This is a genomic window from Paraburkholderia sp. CNPSo 3272 (assembly GCF_024206495.1).
Lineage (GTDB): Bacteria > Pseudomonadota > Gammaproteobacteria > Burkholderiales > Burkholderiaceae > Paraburkholderia.
Genome location: NZ_JAMBPQ010000047.1, coordinates 22,480 through 47,549, shown reverse-complemented (window position 1 = coordinate 47,549; position 25,070 = coordinate 22,480). Strand labels below are relative to the sequence as shown.

General features: G+C 63.3%; 23 protein-coding genes and 1 tRNA gene. 23 read left to right on the top strand and 1 reads right to left on the bottom strand.

Going from position 1 to position 25,070, the window contains the following annotated elements:
- The first annotated feature begins 34 nt into the window (after positions 1–34).
- From M3I53_RS33205 to M3I53_RS33195, 3 genes are all read left to right on the top strand, one after another.
- Positions 35–688, top strand: a complete 654-nt coding sequence (locus M3I53_RS33205) for a phosphatidylserine decarboxylase (protein ID WP_028205688.1) — start codon at positions 35–37, stop codon at positions 686–688.
- Between the two features lie 12 nt (positions 689–700).
- Entirely contained in the window at positions 701–1,576 is an 876-nt protein-coding gene (gene pssA / locus M3I53_RS33200) for a CDP-diacylglycerol--serine O-phosphatidyltransferase (RefSeq protein WP_254320027.1), read from the top strand.
- 326 nt (positions 1,577–1,902) lie between these two features.
- Positions 1,903–3,456 (top strand): 2-isopropylmalate synthase, encoded by a 1,554-nt coding sequence (locus M3I53_RS33195; protein ID WP_254320026.1) that lies wholly within the window; start codon positions 1,903–1,905, stop codon positions 3,454–3,456.
- A gap of 111 nt (positions 3,457–3,567) precedes the next feature.
- Here the strand turns inward: M3I53_RS33195 and M3I53_RS33190 are convergent, their stop codons facing one another.
- Complete coding sequence (locus tag M3I53_RS33190) at positions 3,568–4,128, bottom strand: hypothetical protein (protein ID WP_254320025.1); 561 nt, start codon at positions 4,126–4,128, stop codon at positions 3,568–3,570.
- A 235-nt stretch (positions 4,129–4,363) separates the two neighbouring features.
- On the opposite strand from M3I53_RS33190, the gene M3I53_RS33185 reads away from it, so the two are divergent.
- From M3I53_RS33185 to M3I53_RS33090, 20 genes are all read left to right on the top strand, one after another.
- Positions 4,364–5,614, top strand: coding sequence for a branched-chain amino acid ABC transporter substrate-binding protein (locus M3I53_RS33185; protein ID WP_375542619.1), 1,251 nt, complete (start codon positions 4,364–4,366; stop codon positions 5,612–5,614).
- A gap of 154 nt (positions 5,615–5,768) precedes the next feature.
- Positions 5,769–6,038, top strand: a complete 270-nt coding sequence (rpsO, locus tag M3I53_RS33180; protein ID WP_042271770.1) for a 30S ribosomal protein S15 — start codon at positions 5,769–5,771, stop codon at positions 6,036–6,038.
- Positions 6,039–6,402: 364 nt separating this feature from the next.
- Positions 6,403–8,550: a polyribonucleotide nucleotidyltransferase gene (pnp, locus tag M3I53_RS33175; protein WP_254320023.1), complete on the top strand. Its 2,148-nt coding sequence runs from the start codon at positions 6,403–6,405 to the stop codon at positions 8,548–8,550.
- A gap of 145 nt (positions 8,551–8,695) precedes the next feature.
- On the top strand, positions 8,696–9,712 hold the full coding sequence (locus M3I53_RS33170; RefSeq protein WP_254320022.1) for an NAD(P)H-quinone oxidoreductase: 1,017 nt from the start codon (positions 8,696–8,698) through the stop codon (positions 9,710–9,712).
- Between the two features lie 153 nt (positions 9,713–9,865).
- The gene (tpiA, locus tag M3I53_RS33165) at positions 9,866–10,648 is read left to right on the top strand and encodes a triose-phosphate isomerase (protein WP_254320021.1); all 783 of its coding nucleotides are present in this window, start codon (positions 9,866–9,868) and stop codon (positions 10,646–10,648) included.
- Positions 10,649–10,749: 101 nt separating this feature from the next.
- The gene (gene secG, locus M3I53_RS33160; protein WP_069265282.1) at positions 10,750–11,154 is read left to right on the top strand and encodes a preprotein translocase subunit SecG; all 405 of its coding nucleotides are present in this window, start codon (positions 10,750–10,752) and stop codon (positions 11,152–11,154) included.
- A 110-nt stretch (positions 11,155–11,264) separates the two neighbouring features.
- A tRNA-Leu gene (locus M3I53_RS33155) sits at positions 11,265–11,349 on the top strand.
- A gap of 164 nt (positions 11,350–11,513) precedes the next feature.
- On the top strand, positions 11,514–11,873 hold the full coding sequence (locus M3I53_RS33150) for an NADH-quinone oxidoreductase subunit A (RefSeq protein ID WP_028205678.1): 360 nt from the start codon (positions 11,514–11,516) through the stop codon (positions 11,871–11,873).
- A gap of 72 nt (positions 11,874–11,945) precedes the next feature.
- Positions 11,946–12,425 (top strand): NADH-quinone oxidoreductase subunit B family protein, encoded by a 480-nt coding sequence (locus M3I53_RS33145; protein WP_027819582.1) that lies wholly within the window; start codon positions 11,946–11,948, stop codon positions 12,423–12,425.
- Between the two features lie 22 nt (positions 12,426–12,447).
- The gene (locus tag M3I53_RS33140) at positions 12,448–13,053 is read left to right on the top strand and encodes an NADH-quinone oxidoreductase subunit C (protein WP_069265281.1); all 606 of its coding nucleotides are present in this window, start codon (positions 12,448–12,450) and stop codon (positions 13,051–13,053) included.
- Positions 13,054–13,062: 9 nt separating this feature from the next.
- Entirely contained in the window at positions 13,063–14,316 is a 1,254-nt protein-coding gene (locus M3I53_RS33135) for an NADH-quinone oxidoreductase subunit D (RefSeq protein ID WP_254320020.1), read from the top strand.
- Between the two features lie 129 nt (positions 14,317–14,445).
- Positions 14,446–14,931, top strand: a complete 486-nt coding sequence (gene nuoE / locus M3I53_RS33130) for an NADH-quinone oxidoreductase subunit NuoE (RefSeq protein WP_254320019.1) — start codon at positions 14,446–14,448, stop codon at positions 14,929–14,931.
- On the top strand, positions 14,928–16,256 hold the full coding sequence (nuoF, locus tag M3I53_RS33125) for an NADH-quinone oxidoreductase subunit NuoF (protein ID WP_254320018.1): 1,329 nt from the start codon (positions 14,928–14,930) through the stop codon (positions 16,254–16,256). The genes nuoE and nuoF overlap by 4 nt, the downstream gene beginning before the upstream one ends.
- Positions 16,257–16,369: 113 nt before the next feature.
- Entirely contained in the window at positions 16,370–18,703 is a 2,334-nt protein-coding gene (nuoG, locus tag M3I53_RS33120; RefSeq protein WP_254320017.1) for an NADH-quinone oxidoreductase subunit NuoG, read from the top strand.
- Entirely contained in the window at positions 18,704–19,768 is a 1,065-nt protein-coding gene (nuoH, locus tag M3I53_RS33115; RefSeq protein ID WP_042271744.1) for an NADH-quinone oxidoreductase subunit NuoH, read from the top strand.
- Between the two features lie 15 nt (positions 19,769–19,783).
- The gene (gene nuoI / locus M3I53_RS33110; RefSeq protein WP_028205671.1) at positions 19,784–20,272 is read left to right on the top strand and encodes an NADH-quinone oxidoreductase subunit NuoI; all 489 of its coding nucleotides are present in this window, start codon (positions 19,784–19,786) and stop codon (positions 20,270–20,272) included.
- 175 nt (positions 20,273–20,447) lie between these two features.
- Positions 20,448–21,143: an NADH-quinone oxidoreductase subunit J gene (locus tag M3I53_RS33105; protein ID WP_254320016.1), complete on the top strand. Its 696-nt coding sequence runs from the start codon at positions 20,448–20,450 to the stop codon at positions 21,141–21,143.
- A gap of 17 nt (positions 21,144–21,160) precedes the next feature.
- Positions 21,161–21,466 carry an NADH-quinone oxidoreductase subunit NuoK gene (gene nuoK / locus M3I53_RS33100; protein ID WP_006052894.1) on the top strand — a complete coding sequence of 102 codons (306 nt, stop codon included), beginning with the start codon at positions 21,161–21,163 and terminating at the stop codon, positions 21,464–21,466.
- Positions 21,467–21,480: 14 nt separating this feature from the next.
- Complete coding sequence (gene nuoL / locus M3I53_RS33095; protein ID WP_254320015.1) at positions 21,481–23,544, top strand: NADH-quinone oxidoreductase subunit L; 2,064 nt, start codon at positions 21,481–21,483, stop codon at positions 23,542–23,544.
- Positions 23,545–23,567: 23 nt separating this feature from the next.
- Positions 23,568–25,067 carry an NADH-quinone oxidoreductase subunit M gene (locus M3I53_RS33090; RefSeq protein ID WP_254320014.1) on the top strand — a complete coding sequence of 500 codons (1,500 nt, stop codon included), beginning with the start codon at positions 23,568–23,570 and terminating at the stop codon, positions 25,065–25,067.
- Positions 25,068–25,070: the final 3 nt, after the last annotated feature.

The window sequence follows — 25,070 nt, the reverse complement described above, 5'->3', positions numbered from 1 at the left end:
ATCCTACGGTTTTCAAAATAACAGCGAAGCCACCATGAATTACCCTCATCCGATCATCGCGCGCGAAGGCTGGCCGTTCATCGCCATTGCGGCCGTCGTGGCGCTCTTGATCCATGCGGTCGCAGGCTTCGGACTCGCATGGCCCTTCTGGCTGATCCTGATCTTCGTCGTTCAGTTTTTCCGCGATCCGCCGCGCCCGATCCCGAGCCAGGCCAACGCCGTGCTGTGCCCGGCGGACGGCCGCATCGTCGCCGTGGAAACCGCGCACGACCCGTATGCAAACCGTGAAGCGCTCAAGATCAGCGTGTTCATGAACGTTTTCAACGTGCACTCGCAGCGTTCGCCCGTGGACGGCGCCGTCGCCAAGGTCGAGTACTTCCCGGGCGCGTACCTGAACGCCGCCATCGACAAGGCTTCGACCGAGAACGAGCGCAATGCGGTGGTTCTGACGATGGCCGACGGCACGACCGTCACCTCGGTGCAGATCGCGGGCCTCATCGCGCGCCGCATTCTCTGCTACGTGCGTGCCGGCGAGCCGCTGTCGCGTGGCCAGCGCTACGGCTTTATCCGTTTCGGCTCGCGCGTCGACGTGTACCTGCCGGTGGGCAGCCGCCCGCGTGTGTCGATTGGCGAGAAGGTCTCCGCCTCGTCGACGATCCTCGCCGAACTGCCGACCCAATCGGCATAAAGGAGGGCTGCGATGGCCGGATTCAAACAGCGTCGACCCCGTAACCCTGGCGGCGCTCCGCTGCCGCGGCCGTTCCGGCGCAACAAGGCCGTGCAGGAGCCCATGGGCGTCGCCGCGAACCGGCGCGCGGCGCGCCAGGAGTTCCTGAAGAAGCGCGGCATCTACCTGCTGCCCAACGCGTTCACCACGGCGGCGCTCTTCTGCGGCTTCTTCGCGGTCGTGCAGGCCATGAACGTGCGTTTCGAGGTGGCGGCCATCGCCATTTTCGTGGCGATGGTGCTCGACGGCATGGACGGGCGCGTGGCGCGCATGACGCACTCGCAAAGCGCGTTCGGCGAGCAGTTCGACAGCCTTTCGGACATGGTGTCGTTCGGCGTGGCGCCCGCGCTCGTGATGTACGAGTGGGTGCTCAAGGATCTCGGGCGCTGGGGCTGGCTCGCGGCATTCGTCTACTGTTCGGGCGCGGCGCTGCGTCTTGCGCGCTTCAACACGAACATCGGCGTGGTGGACAAGCGCTTCTTCCAGGGCCTGCCGAGCCCGGCTGCGGCAGCGCTCATTGCCGGCTTCGTCTGGCTCGCCACCGACAACCGCGTGCCCCTGAAGCTCTCGTGGCTGCCGTGGGTGGCCTTCGTGCTGACGATCTACGCGGGCGTGACGATGGTGTCCAACGCGCCGTTCTACAGCGGCAAGGCGCTCGACGTGCGCCATCGCGTGCCGTTCGCGGCCACGCTGCTCGTGGTGGTGGCGTTCGTGCTGGTTTCGTCCGATCCGCCGCTGATGCTGTTCGGCCTGTTCGTGCTCTACGGCCTCTCGGGCTACGTGTTCTGGGCCTACCAGGCCGTGCGCGGACGCTCGAACCCGGCGCGTTCGTCGCCGCGCGAGCGGTAGGGCGCGGGTACGGGAGTGCTGCAAAGGGGGCTGCGCGCGAGCGCGGCCCTTTTTCTCTTGGTGCGCGCCCACGCTGGTTGCCCGGGCTGGTCTCTTCCAATTGCGCTATCGGCGGATTCCGGCTATAGTCGGCGGCATGGACACCATCCAGTTCCCCCTCTTCTCCCTTCAAGCCGGCGCGCGACTAAGCACGCTAGCGCTAGCGCGCCTGCCGCGCTGATCTCGCTCGCCCTCCGTAAGCCTCGTTCATTGTCAGCGTCGCCATCGGTGGCGCGAACACCCAAAATCCGTTTTAGACACTGAACAAGTCCCCCTGGAGACCCGAAATGGCAGCAGACAAGCTCATCATCTTCGATACGACGTTGCGTGACGGCGAGCAGTCGCCCGGCGCGTCGATGACGAAGGAAGAGAAAATCCGCATCGCGAAGCAGCTCGAGCGCATGAAGGTCGACATCATCGAAGCCGGCTTCGCGGCCAGCTCCAACGGCGACTTCGACGCGATCCACACGATCGCCGGCATGGTGAAGGACAGCACGATCTGCTCGCTCGCCCGCGCGAACGACAAGGACATCCAGCGCGCCGCCGACGCGCTCAAGCCCGCCGACCACTTCCGCATCCATACGTTCATCGCAACCTCGGCGCTGCACATGGAGAAGAAGCTGCGCATGTCGCCGGAGCAGGTGCTCGAGCAGGCAAAGCTCGCGGTGCGCTTTGCGCGCAAGTTCACGAACGACGTGGAGTTCTCGCCCGAAGACGGCAGCCGCTCGGACATGGACTTCCTGTGCCGCGTGCTCGAAGCCGTCATCAACGAAGGCGCGACCACGATCAATATCGCCGATACGGTCGGCTACGGCGTTCCCGAGCTGTACGGCAACCTCGTGAAGACGCTGCGCGAGCGCATTCCGAACTCGGACAAGGCTGTGTTCTCGGTGCACTGTCACAACGACCTCGGCATGGCCGTGGCGAATTCGCTGGCCGGCGTGCAGATCGGCGGCGCGCGCCAGGTCGAGTGCACGATCAACGGTCTGGGCGAGCGCGCGGGCAACACCTCGCTCGAAGAAATCGTGATGGCCGTGAAGACCCGCAAGGACTACTTCGGTCTGGATCTCGGCATCGACACCACGCAGATCGTGCCGGCTTCGAAGCTCGTTTCACAGATCACCGGTTTCGTGGTGCAGCCGAACAAGGCCGTGGTCGGCGCCAACGCCTTCGCGCACGCTTCGGGCATCCACCAGGACGGCGTGCTCAAGGCGCGCGACACCTACGAGATCATGCGCGCGGAAGACGTGGGCTGGAGCGCGAACAAGATCGTGCTCGGCAAGCTCTCGGGCCGCAACGCGTTCAAGCAGCGTCTGCAGGAACTGGGCATCCAGCTCGACAGCGAAGGCGAACTGAACAATGCGTTCGCGCGCTTCAAGGAACTGGCCGACCGCAAGTCCGAAATCTTCGACGAAGACATCATCGCGATCGTCACGGAAGAGTCGGCGCAGGCTCAGGATCAGGAGCACTTCAAGTTCATCTCGCTCGCGCAGCATTCGGAGACGGGTGAGCGTCCGCACGCACGCGTCGTGTTCTCGGCCGACGGCAAGGAAGTGACCGGCGAAGCCGCGGGCAACGGCCCGGTGGACGCCACGCTCAACGCGATCGAAACCGAAGTGGGCAGCGGCTCGGAGCTTTTGCTGTACTCGGTGAACGCGATCACGACGGGCACCCAGGCGCAGGGCGAAGTGACGGTGCGTCTCTCGAAGGCCGGCCGCATCGTCAATGGCGTGGGCACCGATCCTGATATCGTCGCCGCTTCGGCGAAGGCGTATATCTCGGCGCTCAACAAGCTCTACTCGGGCGATAAGGTCAATCCGCAGCGCTCCGAAGCGGTGTGAGTGGTGGCGAGGCATCTTGCCTCGCATCGCACAGCCAATGAAAAACCCCCGGCTCGCAAGAGCGCGGGGGTTTTGTTTTTTGCGGCGCCGGGGCCTCTGCGGCCAAATCAATCAGAACAGGCTGCGGCGATCCGGATCGTGCAGCGGATCGGGTGTCTTCTGCGTGAGCCGCAGAATGCCCTGGTCGTCGAAGTAGAAGCTGTAGAGCATGTACCAGACGTTGTCTTCGAGGTAGCGGTAGGTCCACGCTTCCTTCTTCATCAGCGGGAAGTAGGAGGTTTCGACCGGGCGGCCGAAGTTCACGAGCACGTCGCTGCGCGTCCATTTGCCGATTTCCGCGCGATAGAACTCGTTGGGCTGCAGCACCTGGCGCAGGTTCACGACCTTGCCGCTCGCGTCGATGTCGGCGGCGGTGGTGGTTTCGCCCATCGGTTGGGTCGGCCACATCAGGCGCTTGCCGCCGTCGGGCAGGTCGTAGGTTTCGGCCGGCGGGCCGAAGCGCGCGATCACGGACTGCGCGTCGTCGCCAGCATGGAATTGCTGCCACGGCTGGGCGCAGCCGGCGAGCGCGAGTGCGCCCACGCTCGCGAGCAGCCCGAGCAGCCCGAGACGCAAGCGGCGCGAAGCGAGGCGCAAAGGCGTGGCGAGCGAAGTGGATAGGCGCGTGAACATGATGTCCCCCGATGGCAAGGTTTCAGTGACCGCCGTGAATCTGGAACCCTTATTTTGACACGGCGGGCGGCGCTCGCGGGGCGGGCCTGTGCGCGCACGCGGAGAATCGGCCTTGCCGTGGCCCCGCCTCGCAGCCTATGATCCGCGCTTCGAATGACAATCGGGCTGGCATCAAACAATGAGAGTAAAGCGCATGACGGCACGCATGACGCGTGCGGCGGCGATCATGGTCGCCATGACGGCGCTGGCGGCAGGCCTTAGGGCCGCAACCGGCGCACAGGCGGATGAGGCGCCGACCGGTAAGCCGATCCAGCTCGCGCTCATCGAAGGCATGTCCGGCCCCTTCGCCGACGCGGGCGCGGCCGTCGAGCGCAATTTGCGCTTGGGCGTGGAGCGCGTCAATGCGCGCGGCGGCGTCGTGCTGCGTGACGGGGCGCATCCGCTCGAACTGGTGACGCTCGACAGCAAGGGCAGCCCCGAGGCGGCGCTCGTGCAGCTGCGCATGGCGCAGGACCGCCACATCGGCTATGTCATGCAGGGCAACAGCTCGGCAGTGGCGGCGGCGCTCGAGTCGGCGGTCGATCGCCAGGCCACGCGCGATCCGCAGAACCGCGAGCTCTTCCTCAACTATTCCGCCGATGACCCCGCGCTCACAAACGCGAATTGCAGCTTCTGGCATTTCCGCTTCGACGCGCACGCGGGCATGCGCATGGACGCGCTCGCGGACGTGATCGCGGCGGACAAGTCGGTGAAGAAGGTCTATCTGCTCAACCAGGACTACAGCTTCGGTCACGACGTCAGCACGCTCGCGCGCGCGGCGCTGGCGAAGGATCGTCCGGACGTCGCCATCGTTGGCGACGAATTTCACCCCATTGGCCGCGTGAAAGACTTCGCGCCGTATATCGCCAAGATTCGCGCCGCGGGCGCCGACGCCGTCATTACGGGAAACTGGGGCAACGACCTCACGCTGCTGGTAAAGGCCGCGCGCGAGCAGGGCCTCGACGCGAAGTTCTACACCTTCTACGGCAACAGCCTCGGCGCGCCGGCGGCGCTGGGCGACGCGGGCGTGAAGCGCGTGATCGCGGTAGCCGAGTGGCATCCGAACGTGGGCGGCGCGGCCTCGGACGCGTGGTACAAGGCGTTCCGCGCGCGCTATCCGGCGGCGAAGGACGACTACCCGGTGCTGCGCATGTCGATGATGGTGGAGATGCTCGCCCAGGCCATGACGAAGGCGGGCACGGCCGACCCCGCGGCGGTCGCCAGGGCGCTGGAGGGCTTGCGCTTCGACAATGGCTTCCACCCCATGTGGATGCGCGCCGACGACCATCAGGTAATCCAGCCCCTTTACGTCATGGAGATGGACAAGCAGGCCACGCCCGGCGTGCGCAACGACAACGAGGGTTCCGGCTATGGCTTTCGCACGGTGCTGGCGCTGCCCGCGGAGAAGACCGTGCCCGCCACTGTCTGCCAGCTGAAACGGCCTTGACGGCCTACCTTACAAGCGGTGTCGCGGCAAATCGGGGCTGTGCTACAATACGCCCCTTGTCGCGAACCTGCGGCAAGACAATCACGCAGTCAGAACCAAGCCACGGCACGGCCTTTCTTCCGTGACCGCTCGTTTGTTTTAAAGGAAAAGCAAAATGTCCGTAGCAGATATCAAGAAGTCCGACGTCGTCGCGCAATTCGCGCGCGGCACCAATGACACGGGTTCGCCCGAAGTTCAGGTTGCGCTCCTGACGTCGCGTATCAACGAACTGACCTCGCACTTCAAGTCGCACGCGAAGGATCACCACAGCCGCCGCGGTCTGCTGCGCATGGTGAGCCGCCGCCGCAAGCTGCTCGACTACCTGAAGGGCAAGGACGCTGACCGTTACCGCGCGCTGATCGAGAAGCTGGGTCTGCGTAAGTAATCGGAAGGTCTTCCGCAAAGATGCCTGTGTCAGTTCCACTGATGCAGGCATTTTGTTTTTGAACGGTGCGCTTCATGCGGCTTTTCAAGCCGCTCTGATGCGATAAACACCGGTCGGTAACACAAGGCAGCACCACGTAGCACCAGCAGTACAAGCAGCAGGGCCGGGCCTCGGGGCAGAGCTTTGTGTCATTCCAGCAGATCGTACGCGGCGGTGCGTCACAGCCGCACTGCAACCGTTTTGCAACTTCGCGATCCGCTGGAATGGCATAACACTCCTCTTCCTGCGCGGTGTCGGAGCCTGTCTTGCCGCATCGTCCGCGTGTGCGGGCGGCGCATAACAAATGAGTAAGGAGTGAGTGACCATGACCATGTTCAATAAAGTCGTGAAGGAATTCAAATGGGGCCAGCACAACGTGCGCCTCGAAACGGGTGAGATCGCCCGTCAGGCCAGCGGCGCCGTCATCGTCGACGTCGAAGACACCGTCGTGCTCGCGACCGTCGTCGGCGCGAAGACCGCCAAGCCGGGTCAGGACTTCTTCCCGCTCACCGTCGACTACATCGAAAAGACCTATTCGGCCGGCAAGATTCCGGGCGGCTTCTTCCGTCGCGAAGGCCGTCCGTCGGAAGGCGAGACGCTCGTCTCGCGCCTGATCGACCGTCCGCTGCGCCCGCTTTTCCCGGAAGGCTATTACAACGAAGTCCAGGTCGTGATCCACGTCCTGTCGATCAACCCGGAAGTTCCGGCTGACATCCCGGCGCTGATCGGCGCGTCGGCTGCGCTGGCGATCTCGGGTCTGCCGTTCAACGGCCCGGTGGGCGCCGCACGCGTGGCCTACATCAACAACGAGTACGTGCTCAACCCGACGCGCGCACAGATCAAGGAATCGCGCCTCGACCTCGTCGTGGCCGGTACCGAGCGCGCCGTGCTGATGGTGGAATCGGAAGCCGACCAGCTGCCGGAAGACGTGATGCTCGGCGCGGTCGTGTTCGGCCACGAGCAGATGCAAACGGCCATCGACGCGATCCACGAACTGGTGCGTGACGGCGGCAAGCCCGAATGGGACTGGACGCCGGCGCCGAAGGACGAAGCGCTCATCGCACGCGTCACGGCCATTGCCAACGACAACCTGCTCGCCGCGTACCAACTGCGCGACAAGCAGCAGCGTTCGGCCAAGCTGAAGGAAGTCTACGCAGCGACGTCGGCCAAGCTCGAAGAAGAAGCGGCTGCGGCCGGCACGACGGCGGCCGACAAGGCCACGGTCGGCAACATCGTGTTCGACCTCGAAGCGAAGATCGTCCGTTCGCAGATCCTGAACGGCGAGCCGCGTATCGACGGCCGCGACACGCGCACGGTGCGCCCGATCGAGATCCGCACGGGCGTGCTGCCGCGCACCCACGGTTCGGCGCTCTTCACGCGCGGCGAAACGCAGGCGCTGGTCGTCGCGACGCTCGGCACCAAGGGCGACGAACAGATCATCGACGCGCTCGAAGGCGAGTACCGTGACCGCTTCATGCTCCACTACAACATGCCCCCGTTCGCGACCGGCGAAACGGGCCGTGTTGGCTCGCCCAAGCGCCGTGAAATCGGCCACGGCCGTCTCGCCAAGCGCGCGCTCGTCGCGTGCCTGCCGAGCGCCGAAGAGTTCGGCTACTCCATCCGCGTGGTCTCGGAAATCACCGAGTCGAACGGTTCGTCGTCGATGGCATCGGTGTGCGGCGGCTGCCTCGCGCTGATGGACGCCGGCGTGCCGATGAAGGCGCACGTCGCCGGCATCGCGATGGGCCTGATCCTCGAAGGCAACAAGTTCGCTGTGCTGACCGACATCCTCGGCGACGAAGATCACCTCGGCGACATGGACTTCAAGGTGGCGGGTACGGAAGCTGGCGTGACCGCGCTACAGATGGACATCAAGATCCAGGGTATCACCAAGGAAATCATGCAGGTCGCCCTCGCGCAAGCGAAGGAAGGCCGTATGCACATCCTCGGCAAGATGACCTCGGCCGTGTCGGGTGTGAACACCGAACTGTCGGCGTACGCTCCGCGCATGATCACCATCAAGATCAACCCGGAAAAGATCCGCGACGTGATCGGCAAGGGCGGTTCGGTGATCCGCGCGCTGACGGAAGAAACGGGCACGACGATCGACATCTCCGACGACGGCGTCGTGACCATCGCCTCGACGTCGAGCGAAGGCATGGCCGAAGCGAAGAAGCGCATCGAGAACATCACGGCCGAAATAGAAGTGGGCCAGGTGTACGAAGGCGCGGTCCTCAAGCTGCTGGACTTCGGCGCGATCGTGAACCTGCTGCCGGGCAAGGATGGTCTGCTGCACATCTCCGAGATCGCTAACGAGCGCATCAAGGACATCAACGACTATCTGAAGGAAGGCCAGGTCGTGAAGGTCAAGGTCATCCAGACGGACGAGAAGGGCCGCGTGCGCCTGTCCGCCAAGGCGCTGCTCAACGAGCAAGCCAATGGCGGCGCACCGCAAGGCGAGCCGCAGCAGTAAAGCGGTAAGCTCAAACGGCCGGCAGCGTGCAAAACGCGCCGGCCGTTTTTCATGACAATGAGGGTGAATGGCAGTGCGCATGCGTCAATCCTGTCGCGTGCGCAGCGCCATCCAGTTGGGGCGCGAAGCGCTGAGGAGAGGCGAGATGAAGGCAGTCGAGATTACGGAATTCGGTGCGCCGGACGTGCTCAAGCTGGCCGAACGGCCAACTCCCGAGCCGAAGGCCGGTGAAGTGCTGATCAAGGTGAGCGCCTCGGGTGTGAACCGTCCCGACGTGTTCCAGCGCAAGGGCTCGTATGCGCCGCCGCCGGGCATTTCCGATCTGCCGGGGCTCGAGGTGGCGGGCGAGATCGTCGGCGGCTCGATCGACGAGAAGAGCAATCCGTTCGGGCTGAAAATCGGCGATCGCGTGTGCGCGCTGATCGCGGGCGGCGGTTACGCCGAATACGCGGTCGCGCCGCTCGCGCAATGCCTGCCGGTGCCGCTGGGGCTCACGGATGTCGAGGCGGCCTCGCTGCCCGAAACGTTCTTCACGGTCTGGAGCAACGTCTTCCAGCGCGCCTACCTGGGCCAGGGCGAGGGCGGCGAGAACGAGACGCTGCTCGTGCAGGGCGGCTCGAGCGGCATCGGCGTGACGGCGATTCAGATCGCACACGCCCTCGGCTTTCGCGTGTTCGCCACCGCGGGCTCGGACGACAAGTGCCGCGCCTGCGAAGCGCTCGGAGCCGACCGCGCCATCAACTACCGCAGCAGCGATTTCGTGGAGGTCGTGAAGGCGCTCACGAACGACCGCGGCGTGGACGTGATCCTTGACATGGTGGCCGGCGGCTATGTGGCGCGCGAGCTTTCCGCGCTGGCAACCGGGGGCCGCATCGTGCTCATCGCGACGCTCGGCGGCTCCAAGGCCGAACTCAACATGGGCGAGATCCTGCGGCGCCGGCTCACCGTGACCGGTTCGACGCTGCGCGCGCGTTCAGTGGAGTTCAAGGCCCAGATCGCTCAGGAACTCAAGGCGAAGGTCTGGCCCCTCATCGAAGACGGTCGCATCAAGCCCGTCGTGTTCCGCGTATTTCCCGCCGCGCAGGCCGCCGAAGCCCATGCGCTGATGGAAAGCAGCGAGCATATCGGCAAGATCATGCTCGACTGGAGCGGCGCGGCCTGACGGCGCATCGGCATGAGCGATCCGCTCGTGCTTGATTTTCCGGGATTTTTTTCACGTGTTTTTTGTGCATCCCGGGCGGGGCGGTTTGACCCGTCTGGTTTTCACGCAGTAAAATTATGTGTTTTGCGTCCGCTTTTAACAGCAACCGGAACAATGACGAAACAACGATCGAAGCTCGTAGTCGGTAACTGGAAGATGCATGGCCGCCTTGCGGTCAATGCGGCACTGCTGGAAGGCGTTGCGCGCGGCGCGCAGGCGCTGCCCGCGGATGTGCACGTCGGTGTGTGCGTGCCGTTCCCGTATCTCGCGCAGGCGCAGGCGCTGCTCGGCGGCGGCCGTGTTCAGTGGGGCGCGCAGGACATTTCTGCGCACGAGCAGGGCGCCTATACGGGCGAAGTCGCGGCAGGCATGGTTGCCGACTTCGAAGCCACGTTCGCGATCGTTGGTCACTCGGAACGCCGCGCCTACCACGGCGAAAGTTCCGAATGCGTCGCTGTGAAGGCGCAGCGCGCGCTTGCCGCGGGCCTCACGCCTATCGTCTGCGTGGGCGAGACGCTCGAAGAGCGCGAGTCGGGCGCGACCGAGCGCGTGGTCGGCGCACAGATCGACGCCGTGCTGGCCGCGCTGACGGCCGAAGAGGCGGCGCGTATCGTCGTCGCCTACGAGCCAGTCTGGGCGATCGGCACGGGCAAGAGCGCGAGCTCGGCGCAGGCCCAGCAGGTGCACGCGTTCCTGCGTGCGCGCCTCGCGGCCAAGGGCGCGCAGGTGGCGGACGTGCCGCTGCTCTACGGCGGCAGCGTGAAGCCGGAAAATGCGGCGGAGCTCTTCCGTCAGGCCGACATCGACGGCGGCCTGATCGGCGGTGCGTCGCTGAAAGAGGGTGATTTCCTCGCGATCTGCGTGGCCGCTGCGGCGGGCGCCAGCGTCGCGAGCTAAAGGCTTGCGCACGAAGCATTCGAACTAAAACGCGTCGTGCGGGCTGCTTATGCGTCTGCTCCGGGAGGGGCGGGCGTTCAACCAGGACTCAGGTGAGTGTGATGCTGTATTTGAAAACGTTGATTATCGTCGTCCAGCTTCTGTCGGCACTCGGGGTGATCGGCCTCGTCTTGCTGCAGCACGGCAAAGGCGCGGACATGGGCGCCGCATTCGGCAGCGGTGCGTCGGGCAGCCTGTTCGGCGCGAGCGGTTCCGCGAACTTCCTTTCGCGTACTACCGCAGTTCTCGCAACGGTGTTTTTCTGCTCCACCCTTGCGTTAACCTACCTGGGGTCGTATCATGCGAAGCCTTCGGCGGGCGTGCTTGGCGCTTCGGTTCCAGCCCCGGTCGTAGCCTCGGCGCCGGCTGCTTCGGCGCCGGTTGCACCTGCTCCTGGCGCATCCGCTCCGGCGGCGGCTTCGCCGGCTGCAGCAGCCTCGCAACCTGGCAACGACGTTCCGAAATAAGTTTGAAAAACCTGTTTTGTGCGTTGAACAACGAACGGAAACAAGTTAGAATCTAAGTCTTGAAGCGATTCGCGGGTTGCAAGATTTTGTTGTCCCGGATTGCATGTAGTGCCGACGTGGTGAAATTGGTAGACACGCTATCTTGAGGGGGTAGTGGCGAAAGCTGTGCGAGTTCGAGTCTCGCCGTCGGCACCAATGTTATCTAAAAAATGCCAGCCGCTTGCTTCAGCTTCGGCTGGCATTTTTGCTTCTTACGTCGTGTTCGTCTTCTGTTCGCAGCGCGAAGTACGTGAAGTGATTCCCGCGGAGCGGTGCAAGTTCCAGCGGAACCTCAGAACCAACCGATATAGAGGATAGCCTTGAACCTCGCTGCCTATTTCCCCGTCCTTCTGTTCCTCCTCGTGGGTGTTGGTCTGGGCATAGCGCTAGTGACAATCGGCAAGGTCCTCGGTCCCAACCGGCCAGACAGCGAAAAAAATTCGCCGTACGAGTGCGGCTTCGAAGCCTTCGAAGACGCCCGCATGAAGTTCGACGTACGCTACTACCTGGTCGCCATCCTCTTCATCATCTTCGACCTCGAAACGGCGTTCCTGTTTCCGTGGGGCGTGGCCCTGCGCGACATCGGGTGGCCGGGCTTCCTGTCGATGATGCTGTTTCTGCTCGAATTCCTGCTGGGCTTTGCCTACATCTGGAAGAAGGGTGGTCTCGACTGGGAATAATGGGTTAATCGCCGGATTGCATGGGCGGCACTGCGGTGAAACTGTGGGCTGTCCGTCTGGAGTGGAAAGCACATGAGTATCGAAGGGGTCTTGAAGGAAGGGTTTGTCACCACCACGGCTGACAAGCTGATCAACTGGACGCGCACTGGCTCGCTGTGGCCGATGACGTTCGGTCTGGCGTGTTGCGCGGTCGAGATGATGCACGCGGGCGCGGCCCGTTATGACCTTGACCGTTTCGGCGTGGTGTTCCGTCCGAGCCCGCGTCAGTCGGACGTCATGATCGTCGCCGGCACGCTCTGCAACAAGATGGCGCCGGCGCTGCGCAAGGTCTACGACCAGATGGCCGAGCCGCGCTGGGTCATTTCGATGGGGTCGTGCGCCAACGGCGGCGGCTACTACCACTATTCGTATTCGGTCGTGCGCGGTTGTGATCGCATCGTGCCGGTCGACGTCTATGTGCCGGGATGCCCGCCGACAGCGGAAGCCCTGGTCTACGGGGTGATCCAGTTGCAGGCGAAGATTCGCCGCACCAGCACCATCGCCCGTCAATAAAGGCCGCGAGCCTCCCCACAATATGGCAAGCAAACTCGAGACCCTGAAAGCGAACCTCGAAGCGGCCCTCGGCGCGCGCATCGTCAGCCTCACCGAGGCGCTCGGCGAGCTGACGCTGGTCGTCAAGGCGGGCGAGTCCCTCGCGGTGGCCAAGGAGCTGCGCGACAATCCCTCGCTGCGCTTCGAGCAACTGGTCGACCTGTGCGGCGTCGACTACCAGACCTTCGGCGACGGCGCCTGGGAAGGCCCGCGCTTCGCCGCGGTGTCGCATCTGCTGTCGCTCGCGAACAACTGGCGCGTGCGTCTGCGCGTGTTCGCGCCGGACGACGAAGTGCCTATCGTGCCCTCGCTCGTCGAGATCTGGAATTCGGCCAACTGGTACGAGCGCGAGGCGTTCGACCTGTTCGGCATCGTCTTCGAAGGCCACCCCGACCTGCGCCGCATCCTGACCGACTACGGTTTCATCGGCCATCCGTTCCGCAAGGACTTCCCGGTTTCGGGCTATGTCGAAATGCGTTACGACCCGGAGCAGAAGCGCGTGGTCTACCAGCCCGTCACGATCGAGCCGCGCGAGATCACGCCGCGTGTGATCCGCGAAGATCGCTACGGCGGTCTGAAGAAACACTAAGAGGGTCGCATGTCAGAGATCAAGAACTACACGCTCAACTTCGGCCCGCAGCACCCGGCAGCGCACGGTGTGCTGCGCCTCGTGCTCGAGCTCGACGGCGAAGTGATCCAGCGCGCCGATCCGCACATCGGCCTGCTGCATCGCGCGACCGAAAAGCTCGCGGAGAGCAAGACGTTCATTCAGTCGGTGCCGTACATGGACCGTCTCGACTACGTGTCGATGATGGTCAACGAGCACGGCTATGTGCTCGCCATCGAAAAGCTGCTCGGCATTGAAGTGCCGATCCGCGCGAAGTACATCCGCGTGCTGTTCGACGAAGTCACGCGCGTGCTGAACCACCTCATGTGGATCGGCTCGCACGCACTCGACGTCGGCGCGATGGCGGTGTTCCTCTATGCGTTCCGCGAGCGCGAAGACCTGATGGACGTCTACGAGGCGGTCTCGGGTGCACGCATGCACGCGGCTTATTACCGTCCGGGCGGCGTGTATCGCGATCTGCCTGACGCAATGCCGCAATACAAGGCGTCGAAGATTCACAACGAGAAGGCGCTCGCCCGCATGAACGAGGCGCGCCAGGGCTCGGTGCTGGACTTCATCGACGACTTCTTCACGCGCTTCCCGGGTTGCGTCGACGAGTACGAAACGCTCCTCACCGACAACCGTATCTGGAAGCAACGTCTGGTCGGCATCGGTGTGGTGAGCCCCGAGCGTGCCATGCAGCTTGGCCTCACGGGCGCGATGCTGCGCGGTTCGGGCATCGAGTGGGACCTGCGCAAGAAGCAGCCGTACGAAGTCTACGACCAGATGGATTTCGACATTCCGGTGGGCGTGAACGGCGACTGCTACGACCGCTATCTCGTGCGCGTCGAAGAAATGCGCCAGTCCACCCGCATCGCGAAACAGTGCATTGAGTGGCTGCGCAAGAATCCCGGCCCCGTGATGGTCGACAATCACAAGGTTGCGCCGCCCTCGCGCGTGAACATGAAGTCGAACATGGAAGAGCTGATTCACCACTTCAAGCTCTTCACAGAAGGCTTCCACGTGCCCGAAGGCGAGGCTTACGCTGCCGTCGAACATCCGAAGGGTGAATTCGGCATCTACCTGGTGTCAGATGGCGCGAACAAGCCGTATCGTCTGAAGATCCGTGCGCCAGGTTATGCCCACCTGGCCGCGCTCGATGAAATGGCGCGCGGGCACATGATTGCCGACGCGGTCACGATCATCGGCACGCAGGACATCGTGTTCGGTGAAATCGACCGCTAAGGCGGCGTGCAGTAAGGTGCGCCCGGTCCCGGGCGCACGCAGCATGGAACGCCACGTCTGTCGCAGCGAATGTATGAGAACGCGCGGCAGGTTTTCGTTCGGTAGGAATTGAAAGAGTCGTGTCTGAAAATGATCTCAGCTGAAGGCCTGAAAGAAATCGATCGCGCGTTGACGAAGTACCCCGCCGATCAGCGACAGTCCGCCGTGATGGCGGCTTTGGCCGTTGCTCAGGAAGAGCATGGCTGGCTGTCTCCCGAAATCATGCAGTACGTGGCCGATTACATCGGCATGCCGCCTGTCGCGGTGCAGGAAGTCGCCACGTTCTACACGATGTTCGAGACGAGGCCGGTCGGCAAGCACAAGATCACGCTCTGCACGAATCTGCCGTGCCAGCTCGGCCCGGAAGGCGGCTCGGAGAGCGCAGCCGAATACCTGAAGCAGAAGCTCGGAATCGACTTCGGCGAAACCACGCCCGACGGCAAGTTCACCCTGAAAGAAGGTGAGTGCATGGGGGCGTGCGGCGATGCACCGGTGATGCTCGTGAACAATCACCGCATGTGCAGCTTCATGAGCCGCGAGAAGATCGACCAGCTGCTCGAGGAGCTTTCGAAATGACTTCGTTGCACGACCGTCACATCAAACCGCTGATTCTCGCGGGCCTCAATGGCGAGAACTGGCATCTCGAAGACTACGTTGCGCGCGGCGGCTACAAGCAGCTGCGCCGTATTCTCGAAGAAAAAATTCCGCCCGAGCAGGTGATCGCCGACGTGAAGGCGAGCGGTCTGCGCGGCCGCGGCGGCGCGGGCTTCCCGACCGGCCTGAAGTGGAGCTTCATGCCGCGTCAGTTCCCGGGGCAGAAGTATCTCGTCTGCAACTCGGACGAGGGCGAGCCTGGCACGTTCAAGGACCGCGACATCCTGCGCTGGAATCCGCATAGCGTGATCGAAGGCATGGCCATCGGCGCGTACGCGATGGGCATCACCGTGGGCTACAACTACATCCACGGCGAGATTTTTGAGGTGTATCGCCGCTTCGAGGCTGCGCTGGAAGAAGCGCGCCAGGCGGGCTATCTCGGCGACAACATTCTCGGCACGGACTTCTCGTTCCAGCTGCACGCGCACCATGGCTATGGCGCGTACATCTGCGGCGAGGAAACCGCGCTGCTCGAGTCGCTCGAAGGCAAGAAGGGCCAGCCGCGCTTCAAGCCGCCTTTCCCGGCGAGCTTCGGCGTGTACGGCAAGCCCACCACGATCAACAACACCGAGACCTTCGCAGCCGTCCCGTTCCTGCTGAGCGTGGGTCCGCAGACGTACATGGAACTCGGCAAGCCGAACAACGGCGGCACGAAGATCTTCTCGATCTCGGGCGACGTGGAGCGTCCGGGCAACTACGAGATCCCGCTCGGCACCCCGTTCGCGACGCTCATGGAGCTGGCCGGCGGCATGCGCGGCGGCAAGAAACTCAAGGCCGTGATTCCGGGCGGCTCGTCGGCGCCGGTCATTCCGGGCGACCTGATGATGCAGACGGACATGGACTATGACTCCATCGCCAAGCAGGGCTCGATGCTCGGCTCGGGCGCCGTCATCGTCATGGACGAAACGCGCTGCATGGTGCGCTCGCTGCTGCGCCTCTCGTACTTCTATTACGAAGAGTCGTGCGGCCAGTGCACGCCGTGCCGCGAAGGCACGGGCTGGCTGTATCGCGTGGTGAACCGCATCGAGCACGGCGAAGGCCGCCAGGAAGACCTGGACCTGCTGAACTCGGTGGCGGGCAACATCATGGGCCGCACGATCTGCGCGCTCGGCGACGCGGCGGCCATGCCTGTGCGCGGCATGCTCAAGCATTATTGGGACGAATTCGAATATCACGTGCACAACAAGCGTTGTCTCGTCGGCGGTCATGCCGGCTCGCACGCGGCCTCGGAAACGGTGGCCGCCTGACAGGCGAAGAGACAGCATGTTGTGCGCGAACCGCGTAGCACGACGCAACGGCGCAGTGACGGGGAATGCCGCTGTGAAATTGAGCGGTAACAGGTTAGGGACGATTAACCATCATGGTTGAACTTGAAATAGACGGCAAGAAGGTGCAGGTGCCCGAGGGCAGCATGGTGATCCAGGCTGCTCAGCGCGTGGACACGTACATCCCGCACTTCTGCTATCACAAGAAGCTCTCCATCGCGGCCAACTGCCGGATGTGTCTCGTCGATGTCGAGAAGATGCCGAAGGCCGTGCCCGCGTGCGCGACGCCGGTGTCGCAAGGCATGGTCGTGCGCACCATGTCGGACAAGGCCGTGCAGGGTCAGCAAGCCGTGATGGAATTCCTGCTGATCAACCACCCGCTCGACTGCCCGATCTGCGATCAGGGCGGCGAATGCCAGCTTCAGGACCTGGCCGTCGGTTACGGCAAGTCCGCCTCGCGCTACAGCGAAGAAAAGCGCGTGGTGTTCCACAAGAACGTCGGTCCGCTCATCTCGATGGAAGAGATGTCGCGCTGCATCCACTGCACGCGCTGCGTGCGCTTCGGCGACGAAATCGCCGGCGTGATGGAGCTCGGCATGCTCGGCCGCGGCGAGCACTCGGAAATCACCTCGTTCGTCGGCAAGACGGTCGACTCGGAACTCTCGGGCAACATGATCGACCTGTGCCCGGTCGGCGCGCTCACGAGCAAGCCGTTCCGCTTCTCGGCGCGGACGTGGGAACTGTCGCGCCGCAAGTCGGTGAGCCCGCACGACGCAACGGGTGCGAACCTCGTCGTGCAGGTGAAGAACAACCGCGTGATGCGCGTGCTGCCGTTCGAGAACGAATCCATCAACGAATGCTGGATCTCGGACAAGGACCGCTTCTCGTACGAAGGCCTGAACAGCGAAGACCGTCTCACGCGCCCGATGATCAAGCAGGGCGGCGAGTGGGTCGAGACCGACTGGCAGACCGCGCTCGAATACGTCGTGAAGGGCATCAAGGGCATTTGCGACGAGCACGGCGAAAACCAGCTCGCGCTGCTCGCGAGCCCGCACAGCACCCTCGAAGAACTCTATCTCGCCAAGCAGTTCGCAGACGCGATCGGCACGCCGAACGTCGACTTCCGTCTGCGCCAGAGCGACTTCTCGGCGCCGCTCGAAGGCGCGCCGTGGCTCGGCACGACGATAGCCGAACTCTCGTATGCCGATTCGGCATTCGTGATCGGCTCGTTCCTGCGCCGCGACCACGCGCTGTTCGCCGCGCGTCTGCGCCAGGCTGCGAAGGGAGGGGCGCAGGTCAGCTTCCTGCAGGCCACCGCTGACGGCTCGCTGATCCCCAACGCGCAGCGCATCGTCGCCGCGCCCTCGGCATGGCTCGACGAACTCGCTTCGATCGCAGCGGCTGTCGCCGAAGCGAAGGGCGTCGCGGTGCCGGAAGGTTTCGCGGGCGCACAGGCCACGCAAGCCGCGAAGCAGGTTGCCGCGTCGCTTGCGAACGGCGAGCGCCGCTACGTGCTGCTCGGCAACGCCGCGGTCCAGCACCCGGAATTCTCGCGCCTGCACGCCGCCGCGCAGTTCATCGCCGAAACGACGGGCGCGACGCTTGGCTTTCTCACGGAAGCGGCCAACACGGTCGGCGCGCATATCGCCGGCGCACTGCCGGGCCGCGACGGCCTGAACGCACGCGAAGCGTTCGAGCAGCCGCGCAAGGGCTATCTGTTCCTGAACGTCGAGCCGGAATTCGATACGGCCAACCCAGCCGCCGCGCGCGCCGCGCTCGCGCAGGCCGAAATGGTCGCCGTGTTCTCGCCGTACAAGACGGGCCTCGACTACGCAGACGTGCTGCTGCCCATCGCGCCGTACACGGAAACGTCCGGCACCTTCATCAACGCCGAAGGTACGGCTCAGACCTTCAACGGCGTCGTGCGCCCGCTCGGCGACACGCGTCCGGCATGGAAGGTCCTGCGCGTGCTGGGCACGCTGCTGGGCGCCAAGGGTTTCGAATACGACACCGCCGAAGAAGTGCGCCGCAAGGCGATGGGCGACGGCAGCTTCGAAGGCCGTCTGTCGAACAAGGCCGGCGCCACGGTTGCGCGCGGCAGCCTCGAGAAAGCCGCGGAAGGCCGCTTCGAGCGCATCGCCGACGTGCCGATCTACCACGCCGATCACATCGTGCGCCGCGGCGAAGCGCTGCAGCTCACCACGGCTGCCCGCGTGGCGAACGCGATCGGCCTGCCGGCTGCATACTTCGACCAGCTCGGCCTGAAGGAAGGCGACGCCGTGCGCGTGCGCCAGGGCGATCTGTCGGTGACGGCGCCTGCAACGCGCGATGCGAATCTTGCGCCGACGGTGGTGCGCGTGTCGGCGGCGACGCCGGCCGGTGCGCAACTCGGCAGCCTGTTCGGTGAACTGCTGGTGGAGAAGGCGTAAATGAGCTTGTTCGATACGATCAATGCAGGCGGCAGCCAGCTGCTCGGCGTGGCATGGCCCACCGTCTGGGCGCTGGTGCGCATTCTCGTCGTCGCGGTGGTGATCCTGCTGTGCGTGGCGTACCTGATCCTCTGGGAGCGCAAGCTGATCGGCTGGATGCACGTGCGTCTCGGCCCGAACCGCGTGGGCCCGGCAGGTCTCTTGCAGCCGATCGCCGACGTGTTGAAGCTGCTGCTCAAGGAAGTGATTCAGCCTGCGCAGGCAAGCCGCTGGATCTACATGGTCGCGCCGATCATGGTGGTGGTGCCGGCCTTCGCGGTCTGGGCGGTGATTCCGTTCCAGGCGGGCGCGGTGCTCGGCGACATCAACGCGGGCCTGCTGTACGCGATGGCGATCTCGTCGATCGGCGTCTACGGCGTGATCCTGGCGGGCTGGGCGTCGAACTCGAAGTACGCATTTCTCGGCGCCATGCGCGCCGCGGCGCAGATGGTTTCGTACGAAATCTCGATGGGCTTCGCGCTCGTCGTCGTGCTGATGGTGTCGGGCAGCCTGAATCTTTCGGTGATCGTCGAAGGCCAGATGCGCGGCATGTTCGCGAACTGGGGCATCACGTTCCTCTCGTGGAACTGGCTGCCGCTCTTGCCGATGTTCGTCGTCTACTTCATCTCGGGCATTGCCGAAACGAACCGTCACCCGTTCGACGTGGTGGAAGGGGAGTCGGAAATCGTCGCGGGTCACATGATCGATTACTCGGGTATGGCGTTCGCGCTGTTCTTCCTCGCCGAGTACATCAACATGATCGTGATCTCGGCGCTCGCCTCGGTGCTGTTCCTTGGCGGCTGGAGCGCGCCGTTCGCGTTCCTCGACTTCATCCCGGGCGTGTTCTGGCTGGTGCTGAAGGTCTTCTGCCTGCTGTCGGTCTTCATCTGGGCCCGCGCGACGTTCCCGCGCTATCGCTATGACCAGATCATGCGTCTCGGCTGGAAGGTGTTCATTCCGGTGTGCATCGTCTGGCTGATCGTGGTCGGCTTCTGGTACATGTCGCCGTTGAGCATCTGGAAATAAGGGGCGAACACAACCATGAACGCTATCCAAAACTTCTTTAAGACGTTTTTCCTGACCGAGTTGCTCAAGGGGCTCGCGCTGACGGGTCGTTACGCCTTCAAGCGCAAGTTCACCGTGCAGTTCCCGGAAGAAAAGACGCCTATCTCGCCGCGTTTTCGGGGTTTGCACGCGCTGCGCCGCTATGAAAATGGCGAAGAGCGCTGCATCGCGTGCAAGCTGTGCGAGGCCGTGTGCCCCGCGCTCGCGATCACGATCGAATCGGAAGTGCGCGAGGACAACACGCGCCGCACGACGCGTTACGACATCGATCTGACCAAGTGCATTTTCTGCGGTTTCTGCGAAGAAAGCTGCCCGGTCGACTCGATCGTCGAAACGCACATTCTCGAGTATCACGGCGAGAAGCGCGGCGATCTGTATTTCACGAAGGATATGCTGCTGGCCGTCGGCGATCGATATGAAGCGCAGATCGCGGCGAACAAGGCAGCGGATGCACCGTACCGTTGATCTTTCAGTTTGACGCTGCATCGGCCCGCGGTTCGGGCCGGCTGTGGGGAACGCGTGTGCCGAACGCCCACGCGATACCGCAGCCTGACCGCCGCGGCGCGACGCTCCCTGGTCTGGCCGCCAGTCTGCGCCGCGCAATCCGCTTCACGAAGGCCTCAACGATGAACCAGTAATCATGGAATTCACGACCGTCCTGTTTTATATCTTCGCGCTGCTGCTCACGCTGTCAGGGCTGAAGGTGATCACTTCGCGCAATCCTGTCGCGTCTGCGCTCTTCCTCGTGCTCGCGTTCTTCAACGCGGCCGCGATCTGGATGCTGCTCGAGGCCGAATTCCTCGCGATCCTGCTGGTGCTCGTCTATGTGGGCGCGGTGATGGTGCTGTTCCTGTTCGTGGTGATGATGCTGGACATCAACATCGACGTGCTGAGCCGCGACTTCAAGCGCTTCATCCCGGTGGCGACCATCGTGGGCGCGATCATCGTGGTCGAAACCGCGCTGATCCTGTGGCACGGCTTCGGCGCGACGAGCACACCGGTGCCCGACACCACGCCGGCCGCTGCCGCCGCGATCTCGAACGCACACCTGATCGGCAAGATCATCTACACCGACTACATCTTCGCCTTCGAAGTCGCCGGCCTCGTGCTGCTGGTCGCGATCGTCGCGGCCATCGCGCTCACGGTGCGCGAGCCGAAGGACTCGAAGCGCCAGGACGTGTCGAAGCAGGTCAACGTGCGTCGTCAGGACCGCGTGCGCCTCGTGAAGATGCAAGCCGTCGTGGAAGTGCCGGAGCCGGCGGAACCGGCGCAAGCCGAAGCCGTGGCTGCGCCCGCGGCGGGTGCCGCGCCGGCCGCACCGGCAACGAAGAGCTAAGCGCGAAGGAGCGAACCATGCTGACACTGGCCCATTACCTCGTCCTCGGCGCGATCCTTTTTGCGATCTCGATCGTCGGAATCTTTTTGAATCGGCGCAACGTCATCATCATCCTGATGGCGATTGAGCTGATGCTGTTAGCGGTGAACACGAACTTTGTCGCGTTCTCGCATTACCTCGGTGACGTTCACGGACAGATTTTCGTGTTCTTCGTGCTTACAGTTGCGGCGGCGGAAGCTGCAATTGGTCTGGCTATTCTTGTGACCCTGTTCCGCAGCCTCGACACGATCAATGTCGAGGATCTCGATCAGCTCAAAGGCTAAGGCAGGCTGACTTTATGGCAACGACTCTCAACGAAACTCTTCTGCTGGCGATCCCGCTGGCTCCTCTCGCCGGTTCTCTGATTGCCGGTCTCTTTTGCAAAACGATCGGGCGCGCGGGCGCGCATACGGTCACCATTCTCGGCGTCGCGATTGCGTTCGTGCTTTCGCTCATCACGTTCTTCGACGTGATGGGCGGCGCGAGCTTCAACGCGACGGTCTACGAATGGATGTCGGTTGGCAGCCTGAAGTTCGAAGTCGGCTTCCTTATCGACTCGCTGACTGCGCTCATGATGGTCGTCGTGACCTTCGTGTCCCTGATGGTGCACATCTACACGATCGGCTACATGGCGGAAGAAGAGGGCTACGAGCGCTTCTTCTCGTACATCGCGCTCTTTACGTTCTCGATGCTGATGCTCGTCATGAGCAACAACTTCCTGCAGCTGTTCTTCGGCTGGGAAGCAGTGGGTCTCGTCTCGTACCTGCTGATCGGCTTCTACTTCAAGCGTGAAAGCGCGATCTACGCGAACATGAAGGCGTTCCTCGTGAACCGCGTGGGCGACTTCGGCTTCCTGCTCGGTATTGGCCTGTTGCTCGCGTTCGGCGGCTCGCTGAACTACAACGACATCTTCGCGAAGGGTCATGAAATCGCCGCGCTGACGTTCCCGGGCACCTCGTGGAACCTGCTCACCGTTGCGTGTATCTGCCTGTTCATCGGCGCGATGGGCAAGTCGGCGCAGTTCCCGCTGCACGTCTGGCTCCCGGACTCGATGGAAGGCCCGACGCCGATCTCCGCGCTGATTCACGCGGCAACCATGGTGACGGCCGGTATCTTCATGGTCGCGCGCATGTCGCCGCTGTTCGAACTTTCGGAAGCCGCGCTGTCGTTCATCGTCGTGATCGGCGCGATTACCGCGCTCTTCATGGGCTTCCTCGGGGTGGTCCAGAACGACATCAAGCGTGTGGTGGCTTACTCAACGCTCTCGCAGCTCGGCTACATGACCGTGGCGCTCGGCGTCTCGGCTTACCCGGTCGCGATCTTCCACCTGATGACGCACGCGTTCTTCAAGGCGCTGCTGTTCCTCGGCGCGGGCTCGGTCATCATCGGCATGCACCACGATCAGGACATGCGCAACATGGGCGGCCTGCGCAAGTACATGCCCATCACGTGGATCACCTCGCTCATCGGTTCGCTCGCGCTGATCGGCACGCCGTTCTTCTCGGGCTTCTACTCGAAGGATTCGATCATCGACGCCGTGAAGCTCTCGCACCTGCCGGGTTCGGGCTTCGCGTACTTCGCGGTGGTCGCGAGCGTGTTCGTCACGGCGCTGTACTCGTTCCGTATGTACTTCCTCGTGTTCCACGGTGAAGAGCGCTTCCGCGGTCCGAAGCACCCCGAGTCGCCGATGGCGATCGAAGCCGCGAATGCCGCCCACAGCGGTCACGGCGATCATGGCCACGGTCACGACGAACACCACGTGCACGTGCCGCACGAGTCGCCGTGGGTCATCTGGGTGCCGCTCGTTCTGCTCGCGATTCCCTCGGTGATCGCCGGTGCGTTCGCGATCCAGCCGCTGCTCTTCGGTGACTTCTTCTCGCATGGCGTGGCGTTCCAGAACGTCATCTTCGTTGGCGAGAACCACGAAGCGCTCGCGGAGATGGGCAAGGAATTCCAGGGCTGGGCCGCGATGGGCGCACATGCGTTCTCGGGTCTGCCGGTTTGGCTCGCACTCGCGGGTGTGGTGGTGGCGTGGTTCTTCTACATGAAGCGCCCGGAACTGCCGGCCGTCGTGTCGCGCACTTTCTCGCCGGTCTACAAGCTGCTGGCAAACGCGTATTACCTCGACAAGATCAACGAAATCGTCTTCGCTCGCGGAGCAGTCGCGATCGGTCGCGGTCTGTGGAAGGAGGGCGATGTCGTCGTGATCGACGGCGTCGTAAACGGGAGCGCCAAGTTTATCGGCTGGTTTGCAACTGTCATTCGTTTCCTGCAATCCGGCTATATCTACCACTACGCATTTGCCATGATCATTGGCATGCTTGGCCTCCTTACCCTGTTTGTAACGCTCGGCGGCAAATAAGGCAAAATAAGGCGAGGAAACGCATGCACGCAACTCCGATTCTCAGTATTGCGATATGGATGCCGATCGTATTCGGCGTCATCGTTCTTGTAGTGGGTTCCCGTCGGAACCCGAGTGCGGACCGCTGGCTCGCACTCATCGGTTCGGTGCTTAGTTTCCTCGTCACCCTTCCGCTCGTTGCGGGCTTCGATACGAGCACGGCTTCCCTGCAGTTCGAGGAGAAGGCGGTCTGGATCGAGCGGTTCAATATTGCGTATCACCTGGGCGTCGACGGCATCGCGATGTGGTTCGTCGTGCTGACGGCGCTCATCACCGTGATCGTCGTGATCGCGGGCTGGCAGGTCATCACGAAGAACGTCGCGCAGTATTACGCGTCGTTTCTCATCCTGTCGGGCATCATGATCGGCGTTTTCTGCGCCGCCGACGGTCTGCTGTTCTACGTGTTCTTCGAAGCCACACTCATTCCGATGTACATCATCATCGGTGTGTGGGGCGGGCCGAACCGCGTGTACGCGGCGTTCAAGTTCTTTCTCTACACGCTGGCCGGCTCGCTGCTCATGCTGGTCGCGTTGCTGTACCTGTACCGCATAACCGGGACCTTCGATCTGGCCTCCTGGCAGGCTGCGAAGATCGCCATGACGCCGCAGATCCTGCTGTTCATCGCGTTCTTCTTCGCGTTCGCGGTCAAGGTGCCGATGTGGCCGGTCCACACGTGGTTGCCGGACGCGCACGTCGAAGCACCCACGGGCGGCTCGGTCGTGCTGGCCGCGATCATGCTCAAGCTCGGCGCGTACGGTTTCCTGCGTTTCTCGTTGCCGGTCACGCCGGACGCGAGTCACTACCTGGCGCCGGTCATCATCACGTTGTCCCTGATCGCCGTGATCTACATCGGCCTCGTGGCGATGGTGCAGGCGGACATGAAGAAGCTGGTCGCGTACTCGTCGATTGCCCACATGGGCTTCGTCACGCTCGGCTTCTTTATGTTCGGCGAATCGAGCCAGCTCGCGATGGAAGGCGGGATCATCCAGATGATCTCGCACGGTTTCGTCTCGGGCGCCATGTTCCTGTGCATCGGCGTGCTGTATGACCGCATGCACACACGCGATATCGCGGATTACGGCGGTGTGGTCAACACCATGCCGAAGTTCGCGGCGCTGGTCATGCTGTTCGCGATGGCCAACTGCGGTCTGCCGGGCACCTCCGGATTCGTCGGCGAATTCATGGTGATTCTGGCGGCCGTGAAGTACAACTTCTGGATCGCATTCGGGGCGGCGTTCACGCTGATCCTGGGCGCGGCCTATACGTTGTGGATGTACAAGCGGGTGTACTTCGGCGCTATCGCGAACGACCACGTTCGCGAGCTGAAGGACATCAACAGTCGCGAATACTTCATCCTTGGGGTGCTGGCACTGTTTACGCTTTTCATGGGCGTCTACCCGAAGCCCTTTACCGATGTGATGCACGTTTCCGTGGAAAACCTCCTCTCCCACGTCGCAGTGTCGAAACTGCCGCTGTCACAGTAATAC

What these genes read in the sequence shown, in the direction of transcription:
- M3I53_RS33205 (WP_028205688.1), top strand. Translation starts at nt 35, where the DNA reads ATGAATTACCCTCATCCGATCATCGCGCGCGAAGGCTGGCCGTTCATC.
- pssA (WP_254320027.1), top strand. Translation starts at nt 701, where the DNA reads ATGGCCGGATTCAAACAGCGTCGACCCCGTAACCCTGGCGGCGCTCCG.
- M3I53_RS33195 (WP_254320026.1), top strand. Translation starts at nt 1,903, where the DNA reads ATGGCAGCAGACAAGCTCATCATCTTCGATACGACGTTGCGTGACGGC.
- M3I53_RS33190 (WP_254320025.1), bottom strand. Translation starts at nt 4,128, where the DNA reads ATGTTCACGCGCCTATCCACTTCGCTCGCCACGCCTTTGCGCCTCGCT.
- M3I53_RS33185 (WP_375542619.1), top strand. Translation starts at nt 4,364, where the DNA reads ATGACGGCGCTGGCGGCAGGCCTTAGGGCCGCAACCGGCGCACAGGCG.
- rpsO (WP_042271770.1), top strand. Translation starts at nt 5,769, where the DNA reads ATGTCCGTAGCAGATATCAAGAAGTCCGACGTCGTCGCGCAATTCGCG.
- pnp (WP_254320023.1), top strand. Translation starts at nt 6,403, where the DNA reads ATGACCATGTTCAATAAAGTCGTGAAGGAATTCAAATGGGGCCAGCAC.
- M3I53_RS33170 (WP_254320022.1), top strand. Translation starts at nt 8,696, where the DNA reads ATGAAGGCAGTCGAGATTACGGAATTCGGTGCGCCGGACGTGCTCAAG.
- tpiA (WP_254320021.1), top strand. Translation starts at nt 9,866, where the DNA reads ATGACGAAACAACGATCGAAGCTCGTAGTCGGTAACTGGAAGATGCAT.
- secG (WP_069265282.1), top strand. Translation starts at nt 10,750, where the DNA reads ATGCTGTATTTGAAAACGTTGATTATCGTCGTCCAGCTTCTGTCGGCA.
- M3I53_RS33145 (WP_027819582.1), top strand. Translation starts at nt 11,946, where the DNA reads ATGAGTATCGAAGGGGTCTTGAAGGAAGGGTTTGTCACCACCACGGCT.
- M3I53_RS33140 (WP_069265281.1), top strand. Translation starts at nt 12,448, where the DNA reads ATGGCAAGCAAACTCGAGACCCTGAAAGCGAACCTCGAAGCGGCCCTC.
- M3I53_RS33135 (WP_254320020.1), top strand. Translation starts at nt 13,063, where the DNA reads ATGTCAGAGATCAAGAACTACACGCTCAACTTCGGCCCGCAGCACCCG.
- nuoE (WP_254320019.1), top strand. Translation starts at nt 14,446, where the DNA reads ATGATCTCAGCTGAAGGCCTGAAAGAAATCGATCGCGCGTTGACGAAG.
- nuoF (WP_254320018.1), top strand. Translation starts at nt 14,928, where the DNA reads ATGACTTCGTTGCACGACCGTCACATCAAACCGCTGATTCTCGCGGGC.
- nuoG (WP_254320017.1), top strand. Translation starts at nt 16,370, where the DNA reads ATGGTTGAACTTGAAATAGACGGCAAGAAGGTGCAGGTGCCCGAGGGC.
- nuoH (WP_042271744.1), top strand. Translation starts at nt 18,704, where the DNA reads ATGAGCTTGTTCGATACGATCAATGCAGGCGGCAGCCAGCTGCTCGGC.
- nuoI (WP_028205671.1), top strand. Translation starts at nt 19,784, where the DNA reads ATGAACGCTATCCAAAACTTCTTTAAGACGTTTTTCCTGACCGAGTTG.
- M3I53_RS33105 (WP_254320016.1), top strand. Translation starts at nt 20,448, where the DNA reads ATGGAATTCACGACCGTCCTGTTTTATATCTTCGCGCTGCTGCTCACG.
- nuoK (WP_006052894.1), top strand. Translation starts at nt 21,161, where the DNA reads ATGCTGACACTGGCCCATTACCTCGTCCTCGGCGCGATCCTTTTTGCG.
- nuoL (WP_254320015.1), top strand. Translation starts at nt 21,481, where the DNA reads ATGGCAACGACTCTCAACGAAACTCTTCTGCTGGCGATCCCGCTGGCT.
- M3I53_RS33090 (WP_254320014.1), top strand. Translation starts at nt 23,568, where the DNA reads ATGCACGCAACTCCGATTCTCAGTATTGCGATATGGATGCCGATCGTA.